This window comes from Pseudomonas cistanchae (assembly GCF_054483635.1).
In genome coordinates, this window is the sequence record NZ_JBTLWN010000001.1 from 269,078 (window position 1) to 289,315 (window position 20,238).

The 20,238-nt window shown below is 63.5% G+C and carries 15 protein-coding genes; 11 read left to right on the plus strand and 4 right to left on the minus strand.

From position 1 onward, the window contains the following. Positions 1–3 precede the first annotated feature (3 nt). Positions 4–639: an FMN-binding negative transcriptional regulator gene (locus tag ACX0MV_RS01240; RefSeq protein WP_458980674.1), complete on the plus strand. Its 636-nt coding sequence runs from the start codon at positions 4–6 to the stop codon at positions 637–639. 104 nt (positions 640–743) lie between these two features. Here the strand turns inward: ACX0MV_RS01240 and ACX0MV_RS01245 are convergent, their stop codons facing one another. Together ACX0MV_RS01245 and uvrD are read right to left on the minus strand one after the other, a co-directional pair. Next, positions 744–1,832 carry a TRAP transporter substrate-binding protein gene (locus tag ACX0MV_RS01245; RefSeq protein ID WP_458980675.1) on the minus strand — a complete coding sequence of 363 codons (1,089 nt, stop codon included), beginning with the start codon at positions 1,830–1,832 and terminating at the stop codon, positions 744–746. A gap of 227 nt (positions 1,833–2,059) precedes the next feature. Next, a complete protein-coding gene (uvrD, locus tag ACX0MV_RS01250; RefSeq protein ID WP_458980676.1) occupies positions 2,060–4,255 on the minus strand; it encodes a DNA helicase II in 2,196 nt (731 codons plus the stop codon). 217 nt (positions 4,256–4,472) lie between these two features. Here uvrD and ACX0MV_RS01255 point away from each other — a divergent pair, with 217 nt between their 5' ends. The 4 genes from ACX0MV_RS01255 (at position 4,473) to ACX0MV_RS01270 (ending at position 10,276) form a co-directional block, all read left to right on the plus strand. Continuing rightward, positions 4,473–7,358: an EAL domain-containing protein gene (locus ACX0MV_RS01255; RefSeq protein ID WP_458980677.1), complete on the plus strand. Its 2,886-nt coding sequence runs from the start codon at positions 4,473–4,475 to the stop codon at positions 7,356–7,358. 156 nt (positions 7,359–7,514) lie between these two features. Continuing rightward, on the plus strand, positions 7,515–8,801 hold the full coding sequence (locus ACX0MV_RS01260; protein WP_458980678.1) for an MFS transporter: 1,287 nt from the start codon (positions 7,515–7,517) through the stop codon (positions 8,799–8,801). Positions 8,802–9,044: 243 nt separating this feature from the next. After that, the gene (gene hexR / locus ACX0MV_RS01265) at positions 9,045–9,911 is read left to right on the plus strand and encodes a transcriptional regulator HexR (protein WP_458980679.1); all 867 of its coding nucleotides are present in this window, start codon (positions 9,045–9,047) and stop codon (positions 9,909–9,911) included. A gap of 137 nt (positions 9,912–10,048) precedes the next feature. Beyond that, positions 10,049–10,276 (plus strand): PA3496 family putative envelope integrity protein, encoded by a 228-nt coding sequence (locus ACX0MV_RS01270; RefSeq protein WP_458980680.1) that lies wholly within the window; start codon positions 10,049–10,051, stop codon positions 10,274–10,276. 53 nt (positions 10,277–10,329) lie between these two features. On the opposite strand, the gene ACX0MV_RS01275 is transcribed toward ACX0MV_RS01270, so the two are convergent. Continuing rightward, the gene (locus ACX0MV_RS01275; RefSeq protein ID WP_458980681.1) at positions 10,330–12,420 is read right to left on the minus strand and encodes a M14 family zinc carboxypeptidase; all 2,091 of its coding nucleotides are present in this window, start codon (positions 12,418–12,420) and stop codon (positions 10,330–10,332) included. 418 nt (positions 12,421–12,838) lie between these two features. Between ACX0MV_RS01275 and ACX0MV_RS01280 the strand changes: the two genes are divergently transcribed. After that, positions 12,839–13,309 carry a hypothetical protein gene (locus tag ACX0MV_RS01280; RefSeq protein ID WP_458980682.1) on the plus strand — a complete coding sequence of 157 codons (471 nt, stop codon included), beginning with the start codon at positions 12,839–12,841 and terminating at the stop codon, positions 13,307–13,309. On the opposite strand, the gene ACX0MV_RS01285 is transcribed toward ACX0MV_RS01280, so the two are convergent. Then, entirely contained in the window at positions 13,275–14,255 is a 981-nt protein-coding gene (locus ACX0MV_RS01285; protein WP_458980683.1) for a LysR family transcriptional regulator, read from the minus strand. The two genes, ACX0MV_RS01280 and ACX0MV_RS01285, sit on opposite strands and share 35 nt — an antisense overlap. A gap of 189 nt (positions 14,256–14,444) precedes the next feature. Here ACX0MV_RS01285 and ACX0MV_RS01290 point away from each other — a divergent pair, with 189 nt between their 5' ends. From ACX0MV_RS01290 to glsB, 5 genes are all read left to right on the plus strand, one after another. Continuing rightward, positions 14,445–15,860, plus strand: coding sequence for an acetyl-CoA carboxylase biotin carboxylase subunit (locus ACX0MV_RS01290; protein ID WP_458980684.1), 1,416 nt, complete (start codon positions 14,445–14,447; stop codon positions 15,858–15,860). Positions 15,861–15,871: 11 nt separating this feature from the next. Continuing rightward, a complete protein-coding gene (oadA, locus tag ACX0MV_RS01295; RefSeq protein ID WP_458980685.1) occupies positions 15,872–17,695 on the plus strand; it encodes a sodium-extruding oxaloacetate decarboxylase subunit alpha in 1,824 nt (607 codons plus the stop codon). Positions 17,696–17,843: 148 nt separating this feature from the next. Further along, on the plus strand, positions 17,844–18,785 hold the full coding sequence (locus tag ACX0MV_RS01300) for a sodium-dependent bicarbonate transport family permease (protein ID WP_458980686.1): 942 nt from the start codon (positions 17,844–17,846) through the stop codon (positions 18,783–18,785). A gap of 1 nt (position 18,786) precedes the next feature. Then, the gene (locus ACX0MV_RS01305) at positions 18,787–19,089 is read left to right on the plus strand and encodes a DUF3240 family protein (RefSeq protein ID WP_458980687.1); all 303 of its coding nucleotides are present in this window, start codon (positions 18,787–18,789) and stop codon (positions 19,087–19,089) included. Between the two features lie 200 nt (positions 19,090–19,289). Further along, positions 19,290–20,198, plus strand: coding sequence for a glutaminase B (gene glsB / locus ACX0MV_RS01310; protein ID WP_458980688.1), 909 nt, complete (start codon positions 19,290–19,292; stop codon positions 20,196–20,198). Positions 20,199–20,238 lie beyond the last annotated feature (40 nt).

The following is a 20,238-nucleotide window of genomic DNA, read 5'->3' on the forward strand; positions in this document are numbered from 1 at the left end:
GGCATGTACATTCCAAAAACTTTCGCCGAAGACGATCTCGGCGTATTGCACGGGCTGATCGAGCAGGTTGGTCTGGCGACAGTCGTCAGCCACGGCGAGCAGGGCTTGCAGGCGAGCCACCTGCCATTGCTGCTGGTGCGCGAAGAGGGCGAGTTCGGCACGCTTTACGGGCATTTCGCCCGCGCCAACCCGCAGTGGCGCGCGCTGGCGGCGGGCAATGAGGCGTTGTCGATTTTTCAGGGCGCCGACGGTTACGTCAGCCCAGGCTTCTACCCGAGCAAGGCGACGCATGGCAAGGTGGTGCCGACCTGGAATTATCAGTCGGTACACGTCTATGGCCAGGCCGAGGTGTTTGACGAGCCGCAGCGCCTGCTGGCATTGGTCAGCCGGCTGAGCGAGCAGCACGAGCGTGGTCGCGCCCAGCCCTGGGCGGTCGGCGATGCGCCTGCCGAGTACATCGACAGCATGCTGCGCGCGATCGTCGGGTTCGCCATTCCGATCAGCCGGATCGAGGGCAAACTCAAGCTCAGCCAGAACAAGGACGCCGCCGATTTCTCTGGCGTGCAGCAGGGGCTGGCGCAGTCCGAGCGCGCGGAGGAACGGCGGCTGGCCGAGGTGATGGCGAAGATTCGCCCTTGAATCGCTACGGGGCATATCGCAACCCGTGCAGCGGATAAAGCAACGGAACCCGTAGGTTCCGTTGCTTGGCGCAGTCGCTCACGTTTACGCACGTCAGCCAGCGCCTAGCGCCAGTTGTACAGCTCCTTTTCGGAAATCTGGTGCATCAGGCTGACTTGGGCCTGAAACGCCTGCATCGACGCCCAGATGCGCCCGTTCAGTTCGTTCTGCGCTGCCAGCTCGCCGAGCACCACCGAGGTTTCCCGCTGCATGGCGTCAAGCACTTCGTCGGGGAAGCGCTTGAGCAGCGTGCCCTGTTGCTTGAGTTGGTCCAGCGCCATGGCGTTGTGGTAGACGTAGTCGTCCATCATGTCCTGGCTGGCGGCGCGCGCCGCTTCGCTGAGGATCGCCTGCAGGTCGGCCGGCAGGCTGTCGAGGGCTTTCTGGTTGATCAGCAGTTCCAGCACCGCCTGAGGTTCCTGCCAGCCCGGGTAGTAGTAGAACTTGGCGGCCTTGTGCAGGCCGAAGGCCAGGTCGTTGTATGGGCTGACCCAGTCGGTGGCGTCGATGGCGTTGCTCTGCAGCGCGGTGAATACTTCGCCGCCGGGCAGGTTGACGGTGGTCGCGCCGAGGCGGCTGAGCGCTTCGCCGCCCAGGCCCGGCATGCGGATCTTCAGGCCTTTGAGGTCATCCAGCGAGTTGATTTCCTTGTTGTACCAGCCGCCCATCTGCATGCCGGTATTGCCGACCACCATCGGCTTCACGCCATGGGGCGCGTAGGCTTCGTCCCACAGGGCCTGACCGCCGCCCTTGCTCAGCCAGGCGTTCATTTCCGAGGTCGACAGGCCGAACGGCACGGCGGTGAAGAACTGCGCAGCGGGTACCTTGCCCTTCCAGTAATAAGCGGCGCCATGGCCCACTTCGGCGGTGCCGCGCGAGACCGCGTCGAAGACTTCCAGTGGCGGTACCAGTTCGCCGCCGGCATACACCTTGATGGTCAGGCGACCGTTGCTCATGGTCTTGACCCGCTCGGCCAGGCGTTCGGCGGCAGTGCCCAGGCCCGGATAATTCTTGGGCCAGGCAGTAACCATTTTCCAGTGGAAGCTCTGCGCAGGTGCAGCGGCTTGCTCGGTACTGGCTTTTTCATCCTTGCAGCCGGCCAGCCCAAGGGTGGCAAACAGGGCGGTAGCGAGCAGCATCTGGCGGCGAATCATGGAGGCTCCTTAATTATTCGAATATGAAGCGTAACGGCGTAGGGCGGGTGCAAGCCGCTACTCGGGAAAAGCGCCACAGCTTGCAGAGGCCGTACTAGGTAGGGTGCGCCGCGCGCACCAGCGGTAGCGCGGGTTCCTGGTGCGCACGGCGCACCCTACGAGTGTGACGTAAGCCCTCGCCGGTGCCTGAATGCAACACCTAACAAGAACATAGCGTTTAAGTAACGTTAAAGCGCTTCCAGCTTGGCATAGCCGAGCATCAGCCACTTGCTGCCTTCGTCCTCGAAATTCACTTGCACCCGCGCCTGGGCGCCGGAGCCCTCGAAATTGAGGATGGTGCCTTCGCCGAACAACGAGTGGCGGACGCGCTGGCCGAGGTTGAAGCCGGTGTCTGGCACGGCGCTGCCGGCGAACAGACTGCTGCCGCTCATCGAGCTGCTGGTGAACGGCCGGCTGACGCTGTTCGACAGGCGCACTTCCTGGAGTAGATGGGGTGGCACCTCGCGCACGAAACGCGACACCTTGTTGTAGGTCTCGTTGCCATACAGGCGGCGCGTTTCCGCGTAGCTGATCACCAGGTTATGCATGGCCCGGGTGATGCCGACGTAAGCCAGGCGGCGTTCCTCTTCCAGGCGGCCGGGTTCTTCCAGGCTCATCTTGTGGGGAAACAGGCCTTCTTCCATGCCCACTAGGAACACCCTCGGGAATTCCAGGCCCTTGGCGCTGTGCAGGGTCATCAGCTGGATGCTGTCTTCATTCTCGGCAGCCTGGGTGTCGCCGGCTTCCAGCGAAGCGTGGCCGAGGAACGCGGCCAGTGGCGTCTGCTCTTCGTCACCGTCCGCGCCTTCATAGGAGTCGAACGCGCGTGCGGCGGACACCAATTCCTCAAGGTTTTCCACCCGTGCCTGGGCTTTCTCGCCCTTCTCGTCACGGTGATAGGCGAGCAGGCCGGATTGTTCGATGACCAGCTGCGCCATGTTGTGCAGCTGCATGCCTTCGACCTTCAGGGCCAGCGTGTCGACCAGCTCGACGAAGGCATTCAGCGCACTGGCGGCACGCCCGCTGACGACCTTGGTGCCGACCGCTTCGTGCAGCGCCGCCCACATCGACAGATCGTTGGCCCGGGCGAACTGGCGCAGGGTTTCCACCGTCTTCTCGCCGATGCCGCGCGCCGGCACGTTGATCACCCGCTCCAGCGCCGCGTCGTTGCCGCGCTGGTGGATCAGGCGCAGGTAAGCCATGGCGTTCTTGATCTCGGCGCGCTCGAAGAAGCGCTGGCCGCCGTAAATCCGATAGGGAATCTTCTCGCGCAGCAGCGCTTCTTCCAGCACCCGTGACTGGGCGTTGGAGCGGTACAGAATGGCGATTTCGCTGCGCTTGAGGCCGTCCTTGCGCAGCGCGTCCTCGATGGTTTCCACCACGTAGCGGGCTTCGTCGTGCTCGTTGAAGGCGGCGTACAGGCTGATCAGCTCGCCATCGCCGACATCGGTGCGCAGTTCTTTGCCCAGGCGCCCCTGGTTGTTGGCGATCAGCGCGTTGGCGGCATTGAGGATGTTCGCGGTGGAGCGATAGTTCTGCTCCAGGCGGATGATCTCGGCATCGGCGAAATCGCTGTCGAACTGCTGGATGTTCTCGATCTTCGCGCCACGCCAGCCGTAGATCGACTGGTCGTCATCGCCCACCACCATGAGGCTTTCGCCGCCCTTGGCGAGGAAGCGCAGCCAGGCGTACTGCACGGCGTTGGTGTCCTGGAATTCGTCGACCAGGATATGCCGGAAGCGGCGCTGGTAGTGCTCCAGCAGGCCGGCATTGTTGCGCCACAGGTCAAGGGCGCGCAGCAGCAGCTCGGCGAAATCGATGACCCCGGCACGCGCACAGGCGGCCTCGTAGGCTTCGTAGATGCTGCGCATGGTCGCCAGGAACAGATCGCCGCTGGCCTGGATGCCGGCCGGGCGCACGCCTTCGTCCTTCTGACCATTGATGAACCACTGCGCCTGCTTGGCCGGCCAGCGCTGCTCATCCAGGCCCAGCTCGCGAATCACCCGCTTGACCAGGCGCTGCTGGTCGTCGGAGTCGAGAATCTGGAAGTTCTCGGCCAGGTTGGCCTCGCGCCAGTGCGCCCGCAGCAGGCGGTGGGCCAGCCCATGGAAGGTGCCCACCCACATGCCGGCCGGGCTTTGCCCGAGCACGTCTTCGATGCGGTGGCGCATCTCGGCGGCGGCCTTGTTGGTGAAGGTCACCGACAGGATGCTGTGGGGCGAGACGTCCAGGCGCTGGATCAGAAAGGCGATGCGGTGCACCAGCACGCGGGTCTTGCCGGAGCCGGCACCGGCCAGCACCAGTTGATGACCGGGCGGCGTGGTAACCGCGTGGTGCTGGGCTGGATTGAGAGAGGCGAGTCGCTGATCGAGGTCATTTTGCATCGCGGCATTCTAGGGGGAGGGGCCAGCGAGGGCAAACCATGGGCTCTGCGTCGGGCTTGCCGGACGACCGGCGGATCATGGCCCTGGGGGTAGCGTACAAGCCGCTGGGCGTTGTCATTCGTTCCGTGAATCCGCCTATAACTGGCTATGGCGGTACGTCTAGCTCGGGTATGCTCAGGTCACGCCTAGGCAAACCATTACAAGAAAACAAGCGCCTATGACCCTGACCCGTACCCTCGCTGCGCGCGCCACTCGTTCAGGCGACGCCCGACAGACCGCCCAGCAGTTCGCCGCCGACATTGCCGCCGAGCGCACGCGCCTGCTGTATCAAGGCTCGCGTCTTCCCACCTTGTTCATGCTGCTCAATGGCCTCGCCTGTGCGTACCTGCTGTGGCAGCCGCAGAGCAGCGTGTTGCTGTCCGGCTGGTTGCTGTGCCTGGTGGCGTTGGCGGTGTTGCGTTTGGTCCAGGTCGCCGCTTTCAACCGCGCCGGGCCGAGCCGGCAGGCTGACCGCCACTGGCGCCTGAGCTTTCTGGTTGGCGCCGCCGCATCCGGCCTGACTCTCGCATTCGCTGCCATCGCCCTGGTGCCGGAGGATGTGTTCTATCAGCAGGCGCTGGTCTATGGGCTGATTGCCGCGGCCATTCTCTCCGCCAGCGTGGCCTATGCGGTCAGTCTGACCGCCTTTCTGACCTTCGCCCTGCCGTGCCTGCTGCCGTCGGCGATCTATTTGCTGCTCAGCCATCACAGCCTGCAGCGCGGCTGGGGCTTGATCAGCGCGATCCTGCTGGTGGCGCTGATGGTGGTGGCCTGGCAGGTCAACCGGCTGGTGCAGCGCGGGCTGCTGCAGCGTTTCCAGAACCAGTCGCTGATCAGCAACCTGGAGCACGCCAAGCAGCACGCCGAAGCGCTCAATAGCGAGCTGGCCCATGAGGTCGAGCACCGGCGGCGCGCCGAGCGGGAATTGCGCGCCGCCCATGACGAGCTGGAAATGCGTGTGGCCGAACGCACCCTGGAGCTCGACGAGGCCACCCACGCGCTGAGCAAGAGTCAGACGCGCCTGAGCCTGGCCATCGAAGCCAGCGAGCTGGGCCTGTGGGACTGGAACCTGCAAAGCGACGAGGTGCACCACTCCCAGCTCAAGGAGATTTTCGGGGTGGAGCCGGAAGCCGTGCAGGCGATGCTGCGCGACCTCAAGCCGCGTCTGCACCCTGACGACCTGTCGGTGTTGCGCCGGGCGCTGATCGAACACATGAAGGGTCGCAGCGACGGCTATCAGGTCGAGTACCGGATCAAGCACGCCAGCGGCCACTGGGTATGGATCGAAGACCGCGGCCGGGCCGTGGAACGCGATGCCCAGGGGCGGGTAGTGCGCATGCTCGGCACCCGGCGCAACATCAGCGCGCGCAAGCAGCAGGAACAGCAGCAGCAACTGGCAGCCACGGTGTTCGAGGCCGCCAGCGAAGGCATTGTCATCCTTGACCCGGACTACCGGCTGCTGTCCGTCAATCAGGCGTTCAGCCAGGTCACCGGTTACCGCCAGGAGGAGGTGTTGGGCAAGAGCGTCCTCAGCCTGATTGGCAGCCGCGACACGCGCCGCCAGTACCACCTGATTCGCATGGAGCTGGAAAGCACAGGCAGCTGGCGCGGCGAGCTGATCGAAACGCGCAAGAACGGCGAGTTGTACCCGCAGTGGCTGCAACTCAACGTGGTGCGCGATTCGCGGGGCAATGTCAGCCATATCGTCGGCTTCTTCGCCGATCTGTCATCGCGGCGCGAAGCCGAAGAGCGCCTGCGCTATTTGTCGCACTACGACGAATTGACCGGGCTGGCCAACCGCACGCTGTTCAAGGAGCGGCTGCACGAGGCGAGCCAGCGCGCCCGGCAGAGTGGCCGCAGCATCGCCCTGCTGCACATCGACCTGGATCGCTTCAAGCTGCTCAACGACAGCCTGGGTCACGAGGTCGCCGACCAGCTGCTGCGGCAGATGAGCCGGCGCCTGACCCAGACGATATCCGAGGCCGACACCATCGCGCGGCTTTCCGGCGATGAGTTCGCCATCCTGCTCGACTCCTACGGCAGCCTCTCCAGCCTGGCGCGCATGGCCAGCCGTCTGCTGACCAAGCTGCGCATGCCGATGACCGTCGGCGGCCAGGAGCTGGTGGTCAGCGCCTCCCTGGGCATCAGCCTGCTGCCAGACAACGCGCGCGAAGTGTCTGCCCTGGTCAGCCAGGCCAACATGGCCATGCAGCATGCCAAGCACCTGGGCGGTAATACCTTCCAGTTCTTCACCGACAACCTGCAGGCCTGCACCCTGGAGCGGCTGCAGCTGGAAACCCAACTGCGCAAGGCCATCGAGAGCAATCAACTGGAAGTGTTCTATCAGCCAAAACTCAGCCTGGCCGACGACAGCCTGAACGGCGCCGAGGCGCTGGTGCGCTGGCGCCACCCCGAACTGGGCCTGGTGCCGCCGAACGACTTCATCGGCCTGGCCGAAGAAACCGGGCTGATCGCCGCGATTGGCGAAATCGTGCTGCGTCAGGCCTGCCAGCAGGCCTACGAATGGCAGCAGCAGGGCCTGGCGCACATCCGCGTGTCGGTGAACCTGTCGGTGCATCAGCTGCGTCAGGGCAATCTGGTCAGCCTGGTTCGTCAGGTGCTGCTGGAAACCCAGCTGGCGCCGCAATTCCTTGAGCTGGAGCTGACCGAAAGCCAGCTGCTGGACAACGTCGAGAACGTCATCAGCACCTTCCAGCAACTGCGCGACCTGGGCGTGCAGCTGGCGATCGACGACTTCGGCACCGGCTATTCCTCGCTCAGCTACCTCAAGCGTTTCCCGGTCGACTACGTGAAAATCGACCAGAGCTTTATCCGCGACCTGTCGATCAAGGGCGAGGATGCGGCGATCACCCGGGCGATCATCGCCATGGCCCATAGCCTGGAACTGAAAGTAGTGGCCGAAGGCGTGGAAACCCAGGAGCAGCTGGATTTTCTCAAGGCCCAGCATTGCGATGAAGTGCAGGGTTACCTGATCAGCCCGCCGGTGCCGGCGGCGGCGTTTGCCGTGCTGCTGCACGATCAGGCTGCGGCGGCGGGGCGCTAAGCCCAGCAACGCACAAGCTCCGCAAGAGGATAGTGCCGGCTTGCAGCGGCAGGTGCTGACGGCTCGGTCAGGGCCGGCGCGATCTTGTGGCAGATCCGATGCTTCCGTTATCGTCGCGCCGTCTTCCCTTGCCCCATCAATCGACAAGAGCCTCCCGTGCAGACTCCGCCTCTCGCATCCGTCCCTCGTCCGGCGCCGGCCACGCTGGTGCTGCTGGCATCGTTGTATTGCGCGCAGGGCCTGCCCTCGGGGCTGATCGCCCATTCGCTGCCGGTGCTGCTGCGCCAGCACGGGGTCGACCTGGCAATGATCGGTTTGCTGAAGCTGCTGGCATTGCCCTGGCTGCTCAAGGTGCTGTGGGCGCCCTGGGTGGACCGCCTGGCATCCCGGCGCATGGGCCACCATCGCGGCTGGATCGTGCCGCTGCAGGCCGGCATCACTGTGCTGGTCGCCGGGCTTGCGCTACTGGCGCCGGCAACCTTGTTCGGCAGCCAGTTGCCGGTGCTGCTGGGCATGCTTCTGTTGATCAACCTCGCGGCCGCGACCCAGGACGTCGCCACCGATGGGCTCACCGTGCGCCTGCTGCCGGAGCGCTGGCGCGGCCTGGGCAACAGCCTGCAGGTGGGCGGCTACAAGGTCGGCATGCTGGTCAGCGGCAGCGGGCTATTGCTGGTTATCGGCGCGGTCGGCTGGAGCCTTTCCATCGGCCTGCTGGTGCTGTTGTTGCTGCTGACGCTGATTCCGATCCTGCGTTTTCCCGAAGCGCAGCGTCTGCCTTATCAGCCGGCGCAGGGCGAGCCCGCTGGCCCCGGTTTGCTGCTGCGCCATTACCGTGGCCTGCTGACGCAACCCGGCATGCTGCTGTGGCTGGCGGTGGTGCTGAGCTTCAAGCTCGGCGATGCGCTGGGCTCGCCGATGATCAAGCCGATGCTGGTCGACCAGGGCTGGAGCCCGGCTGATCTGGGCCTGCTGACGTTGATCAGCACCTTCGCCGGGATTGCCGGAGCCTTGCTGGGCGGGCTGCTTTACGCGCGGCTTGGGGTGCTGCGTGCGTTACTGCTGTTCGGCGCGTTGCAGGCGCTGGGCATTGCCGCCATGGCATTGCTGGTCAATGCCGGCGCCAACCGCGAACTGGTTTACCTGCTCGCACTGTTCGAACAATTCGCCGATGGCATGTCCACGGTCGCGCTGTTCGCCGCGATGATGCGCCAGTGCCGGGCGGAGCATGAAGGCGCCGATTTCACCCTGCAGGCATCTGCTCAGCTGCTATTGGGCGGGCTGGTCGGCGCGCTGAGCGGCGTGCTGGCCAAAGCACTCGGCTATGCCGGGCTGTTTCTCGTCGCCGGCCTGCTCGGTGTGCTGGTGCTGGCCGTGGTAGTGCTGTACTTCCGCCACATGCCGGCCGGGCGCGTCACTCAAACCACGCCCGACCCTGCTGGTTGAGCAGACTTTGCGCCTGTTTCGGGCCATTGCTGCCGGCTGGGTAGGTGGGCGGCTTGCGTAATAATCCCGTCAGCCCTGGCGAACCGGAGAGCCGAACAATCGACTCCGACTCGGTTTAACCGTGCGGGAGCGGGGGGCATGTAGTATAACTACAAGGCCACTACACCCGGTGCGTACCGATCAAACCGAGTCTCAACCCGGATGCGGCGCCCGAATGAACCGCCACTGAAGCCGAGCCAGCCCGTGAACCTGTTGCAGCACATTGCCCAATCGCGTCATTTGTTACGCAAGTCGGAACTCAAGGTGGCCGAGCACGTGCTGCTCGATCCCGCGTCGGTGATGCACAGCTCCATGGCCGAGCTGGCGCACAACGTGGGTATCAGCGAACCGACCATCGTGCGTTTCTGCCGCGCCATTGGCTGCACCGGTTTCCAGGATTTGAAGCTCAAGCTGGCACAGAGCCTGGCCGCTGGCGCCAGCTTCGGCCAGTTCGCGATCCACGAGAACGACTCGGTCGCTGATTTCAGCCTGAAGATCTTCGACACCACCCTGCACACGCTGATTGAGGTCCGCGAACACCTCGACCCCCAGGCGTTGCAGCAGGCGATTGCCGCCTGTGCCCAGGCGCAGCGGGTGGAGTTCTATGGTTTCGGTGCATCTGGCGCGGTGGCGGCGGACGCCCAGCACAAGTTCTTCCGCTTGCTGCTGACAGCCGCGGCCTATTCCGACCCGCACATGCAGGCGATGTCGGCGGTCACCCTGAAACCCACCGATGTGGCGATCTGCATTTCCCAGTCCGGCCGCTCCAAGGATTTGCTGATCACTGCCAACCTGGTGCGCGAGACCGGTGCCACGCTGATCACCCTGTGCCCGAGCCAGACGCCGCTGGCGGACCTGGCCACCGTCAACCTGGCGATCGACGTGCAGGAAGACACCGAAATTTACACCCCGCTGACCTCGCGCATCGCCCACCTGGTGGTGATCGACGTGCTCGCCATGGGTGTGGCAATGGCGCGCGGGCCAAGCCTGGTCAACCACCTGAAAAGCGTCAAACGCAGCTTGCGTAGCCTGCGGCTGTCGCCCAAGTCGGTACGCGCCACGGAAGACTGACGCCGCCGCGCCGCAGCTATGGCGTTTTCGCCCAAGGCGACCGCTGCTGTCAGCATCTGTTCATCCCTTCGCCTTCAAAGCGTCATGCGCCTGGCCGACTCTGTGACTCCCGTTATTCAGCTTGGGAGTTACAGCCTATGTCTGGTTACTTGGATAAAGCGCCGTCCGCCGATCACAGCGACGCCAAAACCCGCCGCAAACTGCTTGATCAGCGCCGCATGGAATACCGCCGCGCCATCGAAAGCTACGCCGAGCAGCGGCAGCTGCAGCATGAACTGGTGGATTTTCCGGAGTTGATCGCGGCGAGCTATCTGCACGGTCTTCAGGCATTGCCAAGAAAAGGCTCCGCAGCCGCGGCACGCTGAATGCTGGGGTGGTAGGGGCCTGGAGCCGTTACCCGGCTCCAGGCCGCCGGGCCTTACTCGATATTGACGGTGTAATCCTCCACTTCACCGTAGTTGAAGGTGCCGCACGGCACGGGCGCGGTGTTGTAGCGCATGGCCACCCGCAGGCGGGTTTTCCCGCTAGCGGCCCCTGCAGGGATTACCAGGCTGCCAGTCACCACCGAGCTGAGCGCCCGCCCGGAGGTGAACAGCTCTTCACCCGCGTCCGTGAAGTCGCCGTCCTTGTTCAGGTCGACCCATACCTTCCAGTACTCGTTGTACGCGGAGCTGGCGAACTGCGGTGCAAGGCGCAGGCTGTTGCTGCCCCGCTGCAGATTGACCGCCTGGCCGATGCGCGCTTCAGTGAAGTCGCTGTAGGTGCTGGCACCTGAACTGCGGGTGAAGCTGCCGAAGCTGACCTGGCTGATCCACTCATCGTTGGCATTGCCGCTGGCCGCGCTGCAGTAGTTCGGCTGCGGTGTACCGGTGCCGATGACCAGAAACGAAGCCGACAGCGCGCCCCAGGTGCCAGACCCATCCCGCGCGCGGACATAGACGATATGTTTGCCAGGCTGCAGCCCACTGGTGGCAATGCTGCCGGTCAGACCTTCGGTCTTGCCGTTGAAGCCGCCGTCCAGTGGCTGCAAGGGAGTGCCCTGGGCCCCCGACTCCCAGGGGGCCTTGTCGATGTAGTACTCCGCGGCGGTGACGTTTTGCGTCGGCTCGGTGCCATTGCGGGTGCTGAAACGCAGGTCGCTCGCGGTGGCGCTCAGGGTCACCAGGGTGCCGGCCGGCACACCACTGGACGCATTGCCGCTCAGCGCAAGGTTGCTGATATCGGGGCCGCCGGGAGTGACGTAAGGCGTGCGGACAACCTTGGCGGCATAGATCAGAGCGGGCAGGTTCTTCGGTTTGATGGTGTTCTGGTAGACCGTACAGCTCTGGAAGAACTGCGTGCCCAGCTCGAAGGTGTAGGCGGCGACGCCCAGCTCGCCATAACTGACTCCGTCACTGGTGCCGTCGGTCGGGTAGAGGCCGATGGACTGCTGCGGCGAATAGCCATTGAACAGGGCGAACTTGCGCCCCAGCGTCTGCAGCGCGGTGCCATTGGGTGCCGGCTGGCTGGTATCGCCCCACGGCCACAGCACCAGTTCGCTGTAGCTGTGGATATCCATATGGATGCCGCTGGTGTCGCTCGGCGCTGCGTCATTCTTGCCCGGGCCGCGACGATCCGGCCAGAGGCTACGCACATAACTCTCCAGGGTCTGGATTTCCGGCTCGGACCCCGCACTGGGGCCGCGATAGGTGTCATTGCAGGCGCTGCCGCTGGAGCCCTGGCCGTTGGTGCTGTTCCAGCCGAAGGTGAAATTGCGGTTAAGGTCGGCACCGCGGTTGTTGCTATTGGCGCCGCAGTAGTTCTGGTTGGCATTCTTGCGCCAGGACAGGCCGGTCTCGGCTTTCTTGCGGCCGTCTGGGTTGGTCTGCAGCATCAGGTGGACCTCATGATGATCGAGAATCCAGGTGGCGTCGGCATCGCTGCCGTAGCCGTTGACCAGCCAGCGGGCAAAATCCAGCACCAGCGGCGCCGTGGTGTACTCGCGGGCATGGATGGCGCTGTTGATAAACAGCTTGGGCTTGTTGCCGGTGATCGCTTTGTTGGTCAACTTGAGCACGCCGATATCGTGCCCGCCCAGGCCATTAAGCTTTTCCCAGCTCTCGCCCACCAGCAGCCATTCGGCGATCCCGGGAAACTGAGTCGCCATGCCGCTGGCCACGCTGTAGGTGCTTTCCAGGGTTTCATAGCAGGCATAGCCGGGGATGCTGGCCAGGCTTGCATCATTCATCGCCGTGGCATTGTTAAGACTGCGTTGCTGCAGGCGGCTCTGGATCTTCGTGAGCACTTCATTGCGCTTGGCGATGAACTCATTGGCGGTTTCGAAGGTGAAGCCGAAAACCGCGAGTTTTTCCTGCTCTTCCTCGGTCAGCTCCATGATCAGGTAGCCCTGTTCATAGTGCGATTCAAGCAACTGACCGTGGAAACTGATAGCCGCCTTGCGAGCGATGTCTTCGTTGGGGAAAAACGCCTTGTACACCTGGTTGGCGGCTTTTTCCTGCTCCAGAAGCATAAAGTCTTCTTGAGCGTGCGCGTGTACCTGGACAGTGTGAAGCATGCAAAGCGCGGTGATGCTGGCACTGATGGCGAGGGTTAACTTCCGCTTTCTCATCTTGAGATTCCTATCCTTCACTGATTGTTTTATCCGCTCCCGGTAAGGAACGGAGCGTTTTTCACCCCCTTGTGGAGGGCGAGGGATGTTTGGCAGTGGAAGCTCTTGATGCCGAATGCGTAGGCGCTACTGCATGCCCGGTACCGCTTGGGCAGGCCGATCTGGTACAAGAGTACAAAGCAACGTAGAAGGCGATTTAAGGCCTGTCAATTTCCTCGTAGATGGCTATCTTTTTTCGTATTTTCACGACAATAGCCTGCGCGTTGGCCACTTAAGTGATGGCTACTGGCTACCTGTCAGATTGCTTGTGGAGGACGTTATGCGAGGAATGAACGGGTTGCGGATCGGCGCGTTGCTGCTGACGGTCGGCTTGGTAGCGGGCTGTGCGTCAGGTGCGGCCGAACCGCACAAAGATGCCGATGAGGCACGCGCGATGGCGAGCGAGTGGGCGCAGCTGCGGCAGGCCAAGGGGCATTTTACCGGCGGTGAGTGGCAGCAGGAGCTGGATGCCTGGCAGGGTCGCAAGCATCAGCTGATGCAGGGGCTAGGCAAAGAGCTGCTCGCTGCACACAGCGATACACCAGCGGTGCTGGCGCTGCTGGGCGAGCCTGATGGCAAGGTGACGGTCGATCAGGCCGACTACGCCGACTGGCAGCGCCGCACTGAATGGCAGGGCAGCCTAGGGCCACTGCTGTGGAGCTACCACTGGCGCGGCCAGCACGATCAGCTGCTGGTGGCGTTTACCGAGGGTCGGGTCAGTGCGGTGGGCTGGTTGTACGCCTGGGAGTAGCGTCGCCAACGGGTTCGGCAAAACGCTCGGCGAGGGTGTTGATCAGGCTGCGCTGATCGCGCACGAACGCAAAAAACGCCTGCGCCACCGGCGACAGGTATTTGCCCCGCGGATGCACCAGGCACCAGCTGCGCTGCAGCGGCAGCTCGGCCACCGGCAGTTCGCGCAGCGCGCCGCACGCCAGCTCGCGGCGCACCGCGTGGCGCGGCAACAGGGCCAGGCCAAGCCCGGCAATCACCCCTTCGCATTGGCCCTCCATCGAGCCGACTTCCAGGGTGTGGGCGAAATGCGCGCGCTTCTGGTGACAATATTCTTCGCAGGCCAGGCGGGTGCCCGATCCGCTTTCGCGCGTCAGCAGCGGCCATGGCGTCAGGTCTTGCAGGCTCAGGCTCGTCTGGCTGCACAGCGGGTGCTCGGGCGGCGCGACAGCGATGATCGGGTTGTTGAGAAACGGCAGAAATTCCAGATTCAGGTCCGCCGGCACCCGCGACATGATCAACAGGTCATCGCGGTTGGCGCTCAGGCGCTTGAGTGCCTGGGCGTGGTTTGTGACCACCAGCTGCAAGTTGACTTCCGGGTAATCGCGGCGAAACGCAGCGAATAGGTGGGGAACGAAGTACTTTGCGCTGGATTCCACGGCCAGGCTCAGCTGTCCCTGCAGGGACCCTTGAAGATCGGCCAGCTGCATGTCCAGGCTTTCCAGGCGGCCGAAGATGTCGGCGCTGGCGCGCTGCAAGGCCTCGGCGGCCTCGGTCAGGTAGAGCTTCTTGGCGACGTAATCGAACAACGGTTGACCCAGCAGCTCTTCCAGTTGGCGAATCTGCAGGCTGACCGCAGGCTGGGTCAGCGACATTTCCTCGGCGGCACGGCTGTAGGAGCGGTGATCGCACACCGAACGAAATACCTGGAGTTGACGAAACGTCATGCGCAACAATGATTTACGCACTGTGAGCACCTGTCGAATGGAGTAGCTGAAAAGCGACTATAAGTCTTTTCTAATAGCTAACCCAATAAATATTGATTTTGGTTAATCGCCAGGCAGGGTTAGCTTTGAATCCTGACCGCAACGCGATAGGCGGTCACTCGTCGACCGACTCTCCCGGTCGCCTGTTCACGTGATCGAGGACGCTGGCTCGTGATCAAGAAAATCCTGATAGCCAACCGCGGTGAAATTGCCGTTCGCATCGTGCGCGCTTGCGCCGAGATGGGCATTCGCTCGGTGGCCATCTATTCCGATGCCGACCGGCATGCGCTGCACGTCAAACGTGCCGACGAGGCCCATGGCATTGGCGCCGACCCGCTGGCCGGCTACCTGAACCCGCGCAAGCTGGTCAATCTTGCAGTGGAAACCGGCTGCGACGCCCTCCATCCCGGTTATGGCTTTCTTTCGGAAAACGCCGAGCTGGCAGAGATCTGTGCCGAGCGCGGGATCAAATTCATCGGCCCATCAGCTGAAGTGATTCGCCGCATGGGCGACAAGACCGAAGCGCGCCGCAGCATGATCAAGGCTGGCGTGCCGGTCACTCCAGGCACCGAAGGCAACGTGGCGGATATCGCCGAGGCCCTGACCGAAGGCGACCGCATCGGTTACCCGGTGATGCTCAAGGCCACCTCTGGCGGCGGCGGCCGCGGCATACGCCGCTGCAACAGCCGCGAGGAGCTCGAACAGGCGTTCCCCCGGGTGATCTCGGAAGCGACCAAGGCGTTCGGTTCGGCCGAAGTGTTCCTGGAAAAATGCATCGTCAATCCCAAGCACATCGAGGCGCAGATTCTCGGTGACAGCTTCGGTAACGTGGTGCACCTGTTCGAGCGCGACTGCTCGATCCAGCGGCGCAACCAGAAGCTCATTGAAATAGCCCCCAGCCCGCAGCTGACCCCCGAACAGCGTGCCTATATCGGCGACCTGGCGGTGCGCGCGGCCAAAGCGGTGGGCTACGAGAACGCCGGTACCGTGGAGTTTCTGCTCGCCGAGGGCGAGGTGTACTTCATGGAGATGAACACCCGGGTGCAGGTGGAACACACCATCACCGAAGAAATCACCGGCATCGACATCGTTCGCGAACAGATCCGCATCGCCTCGGGGTTGCCGCTGTCGATCCAGCAGACCGATATCCAGTACCGCGGCTTTGCCCTGCAGTTCCGCATCAACGCCGAGGACCCGAAGAACAACTTCCTGCCATCGTTCGGCAAGATCACTCGCTATTACGCCCCCGGCGGTCCCGGCGTGCGTACCGACACGGCGATCTACACCGGTTACACCATTCCGCCGTATTACGATTCCATGTGCCTGAAGCTGATCGTCTGGGCGCTGACCTGGGAAGAGGCGATGGACCGCGGTCTGCGTGCCCTCGACGACATGCGCGTGCAGGGGGTCAAGACCACCGCCGCCTATTACCAGGAAATCCTGCGCGACCCGGAGTTTCGCAGCGGCCAGTTCAACACCAGCTTCGTTGAAAGCCACCCTGAACTGACCCAGTACTCGATCAAGCGCAACCCATCGCACCTGGCGCTGGCCATCGCCACCGCAATCGCCGCCCACGCCGGCCTGTGAGGATTCGAACCATGTCCATGCCGCAAAAACCGAAAAAGATCACCGTCACCGACACCATCCTGCGCGACGCCCATCAGTCGCTGCTGGCCACGCGGATGCGCCTCGACGACATGCTGCCGATCTGCGACAAGCTCGACAAGGTGGGCTACTGGTCGCTGGAGGTCTGGGGTGGCGCGACGTTCGACGCCTGCGTGCGTTTCCTCAAGGAAGACCCCTGGACGCGCCTGCGCGAACTGCGCAAGGCGCTGCCGAATACCCGCCTGCAGATGCTTCTGCGCGGGCAGAACCTGCTCGGTTACCGGCATTACAGCGACGACGTGGTGCGCGCCTTCGTCGCCAAGGCGGCGGGCAACGGCATCGACGTGTTCCGCATCTTCGATGCGATGAACGACGTGCGTAACCTGCGGGTGGCCATCGAGGCGGTAAAAGCCTCCGGTAAACATGCCCAGGGCACCATCGCCTACACCACCAGCCCGGTGCATACGGTGGCGGCGTTCGTCACCCAGGCCAAGGCCATGCAGGCCATGGGCATCGACTCCATCGCGATCAAGGACATGGCCGGGCTGCTCACGCCCTACGCCACCTTCGAGCTGGTCAAGGCGCTGAAGAGCGAAATCGACCTGCCGGTGTTTATCCACAGCCACGACACCGCCGGCATGGGCTCGATGTGCCAGCTCAAGGCCATCGAAGCCGGCGCCGACCATATCGACACCGCCATCTCCAGCTTCGCCTGGGGCACCAGCCACCCAGGCACCGAGTCGATGGTCGCGGCACTCAAGGGCAGCGATTTCGACACCGGCCTCGACCTGGCGCTGCTCCAGGAGGTCGGCATGTACTTCCACGCGGTACGCAAGAAGTACCACCAGTTCGAGAGCGAATACACCGCGGTGGATACCCGCGTGCAGGTCAACCAGGTGCCGGGCGGGATGATGTCCAACCTGGCCAACCAGCTGAAGGAACAGGGCGCGCTGAACCGCATCAACGAGGTGTTTGCGGAGATTCCGCGGGTGCGTGAAGACCTCGGCTTCCCGCCGCTGGTGACGCCGACCTCGCAGATCGTCGGCACCCAGGCAGTGTTCAACGTACTTGCAGGCGAGCGCTACAAGACCATCACCAATGAAGTGAAGCTTTACCTGCAGGGCCGCTACGGCCTGGCCCCAGGCGCGATCAACGAACAGCTGCGCAAACAGGCGATCGGCAGCGAAGAAGTGATCGACGTGCGCCCGGCGGACCTGCTCAAGCCGGAGATGGCCAAGCTGCGCGAGGAAATCGGCGCCCTGGCCACGTCCGAAGAAGACGTGCTGACCTACGCCATGTTCCCGGACATCGGCCGCAAGTTCCTCGAGGAGCGCAAGGCCGGCACCCTGACCCCGGAAGTGCTGTTGCCGATTCCCGAAGCCGGTGGCGTGGCGCCGGTGGGCGGCGAGGGCGTGCCGACCGAGTTCGTCGTCGACGTGCATGGCGAAAGTTACCGTGTCGACATCACCGGTGTCGGCGTCAAAGGCGACGGCAAGCGGCATTTCTACCTGTCCATCGACGGCATGCCGGAAGAAGTGGTGTTCGAGGCGCTGAATGACTACGTCGGCGGTGGCAGCGGCAGCAAGCGCAAGTCGGCCAGCGCACCGGGCGATGTCAGCACCAGCATGCCGGGCAACATCGTCGATGTGCTGGTGAAGGAAGGCGATGTGGTGAAAGCCGGTCAGGCCGTGCTGATCACCGAAGCGATGAAGATGGAAACCGAAGTGCAGGCGCCGATTGCCGGCACCGTGAAGACGGTGCATGTGGCCAAGGGCGACCGGGTCAATCCGGGCGAAGTGCTGATCGAGATCGAGTAAAAGGCTGTCGCGGTTCAGCCGGTCAGGGCTGAGCCGCACCTGTTTCCCTCGGGGGGCCGCAAGGCCTCCTTTTTTTAGGCGGTGAAAATGCATCACCGCGCGCGGGTAGGCCGCGCAAAAATGCAGTAGAGCATGTGTGGGAGGCCCGATGGCGATTGATCCGGTAGTGCTGTTCTTTATCTTTGGCCTCTGTGCGGGCTTGCTGAAAAGCGAGCTCAAGCTGCCGCCGGCGCTTTATGAAACTCTGTCCATCGTGCTGCTGCTGGCCATTGGTCTGCACGGCGGCGTGGAGTTGGCCGAGCAGGCCAGTGCGCAATTGCTCGGCCAAGCGGGCCTGGTGCTGGCCCTGGGTGCCTTTCTGCCGCTGGTGGCTTTCGCCCTGCTGCGCGGCCTGCGCTTTGATCGGGTCAACGCGGCGGCGGTGGCGGCGCACTATGGGTCGGTAAGCGCCGGTACCTTCGCGGTGGTGGTCGCCTACATGCTGGCCAAGGACATCCCGTTCGAAAGTTACATGCCGCTGTTCGTCGCCATCCTTGAAATCCCGGCGATCCTGGTCGGCATCCTGCTGGCTAAGGGCGTTGCTCGGGGCACCGACTGGCGCGAGTTGGGCCGCGAGATATTCCTCGGCAAGAGCATCATGCTGCTGCTTGGCGGGCTGATCATCGGCGCGATTGCCGGCAAGGAAGGCATCAAGCCGCTGGAACCGCTGTACACCAGCATGTTCAAGCCAGTACTGGCGTTCTTTCTGCTGGAGATGGGCCTGATCGCATCCGGCCAGTTGGCTGCACTCAAGCAGTTCGGCTTGCGCCTGCTTGGTTTTGCCCTGGTGATGCCGCTGCTGGGCGCGTTGATCGGCGCGTTACTGGGGCGGCTGATGGGGCTGTCGCTGGGTGGCACGGCGATGCTGGCAACACTGGCAGCGAGCGCGTCCTACATCGCGGTACCCGCGGCGCTGCGCCTGGCGCTGCCGGAAGCCAATCCGTCGCTGTCGCTGACCGCCTCCTTGGGCATAACCTTCCCGTTCAATATCCTGGTCGGTATTCCGCTGTACCTGGCGCTGAGCGAACAACTGATTGCCTGGGGGCTTTGACATGAACGCACACACCCGCACGCTGTTGACCGTGATCTGCGAAGCTGCCCTGGAGAAGAAGCTGGTCGCTGACCTGCAGCAGCTCGGCGCGCCGGGATGGACCATTTCCGACGCCCGCGGCAGTGGCAGCCGGGGCGTACGCAGCGCCGGTTGGGACACCGAAGGCAATATCCGTGTGGAGATCATCTGCGCCCGCGATGTCGCCGAGCGCATCGCCGCGCACCTGCAGGCCAGGTACTACGCCAACTTCGCCATGGTCTGCTACCTGGCGCAGGTGGAAGTGCTGCGCGCGGAGAAGTTCTAACAGGCGTGTTGCTTAACGCCAGGGTTGTGTAGGGTGGATGACGTTTTATCCATCCACCATCGCGCTTGGTGGATGGATAAAACGTCATCCACCCTACTGGGCGCCAACAGAGATCAGGGCGGCGGTGTGATCCGCCGCGCCGCCTGGGCGTCTACCTGCCATTGCCCGGGGTGGCCCCGGGCCCTGCTGCGAGCCCGAGCATGCAAGCGCTGTTGAATGAAATTCTTGATGAAGTCCGCCCGCTGATCGGTCAGGGCAAGGTGGCCGATTACATTCCGGCGCTGGCCGGCGTGGCCCCCGAGCAACTGGGCATTGCCGTGTATGGCAACGATGGCGAGCTGGTATGCGCCGGTGACGCCCACACGGCGTTTTCCGTGCAGAGCATTTCCAAGGTGTTCAGCCTTGTGCAGGCGATCAACCATTCCGGCGAAGATATCTGGCAACGCCTCGGTCATGAGCCTTCCGGGCAGCCGTTCAATTCGCTGGTGCAGCTCGAGTTCGAGCGTGGGCGGCCGCGTAATCCATTTATCAATGCGGGTGCGCTGGTGATCTGCGATATCAACCAGTCGCGTTTCGCCGCGCCGGTGGTGTCGATGCGCGATTTCGTCCGGCGCCTGGCGGGCAACCCTGAGGTGCTGGTGGATAACCGGGTGTCCGACTCCGAATACCAGCACCGCGCGCGCAACGCGGCGGCGGCATACCTGATGCAGTCGTTCGGCAATTTTCATAACGATGTGGAAACGGTGCTGCGCAGCTACTTCAGCTATTGCGCGCTGCGCATGAGCTGCGTCGACCTGGCGCGGGCGTTCTGCTTTCTCGCCAACGACGGATTCTGCATGCACAGCGGCGAGCAGATTCTCAGCCCGCGTCAGACCAAGCAGATCAACGCGATCATGGCCACCAGCGGTCTTTATGACGAAGCCGGCAATTTCGCTTACCGGGTCGGGTTGCCGGGCAAATCCGGCGTCGGCGGCGGCATCGTTGCCGTGGTGCCCGGGCGGTTCAGCGTCTGCGTGTGGTCGCCGGAACTGAATGCCGCCGGCAATTCCCTGGCCGGCATGAAGGCTCTGGAGCTGCTCAGCCAGCGGATCGGCTGGTCGGTGTTCTGAGCTCGGCGTCTGCTCCAACTGATGTACCGCCGGCATCTGC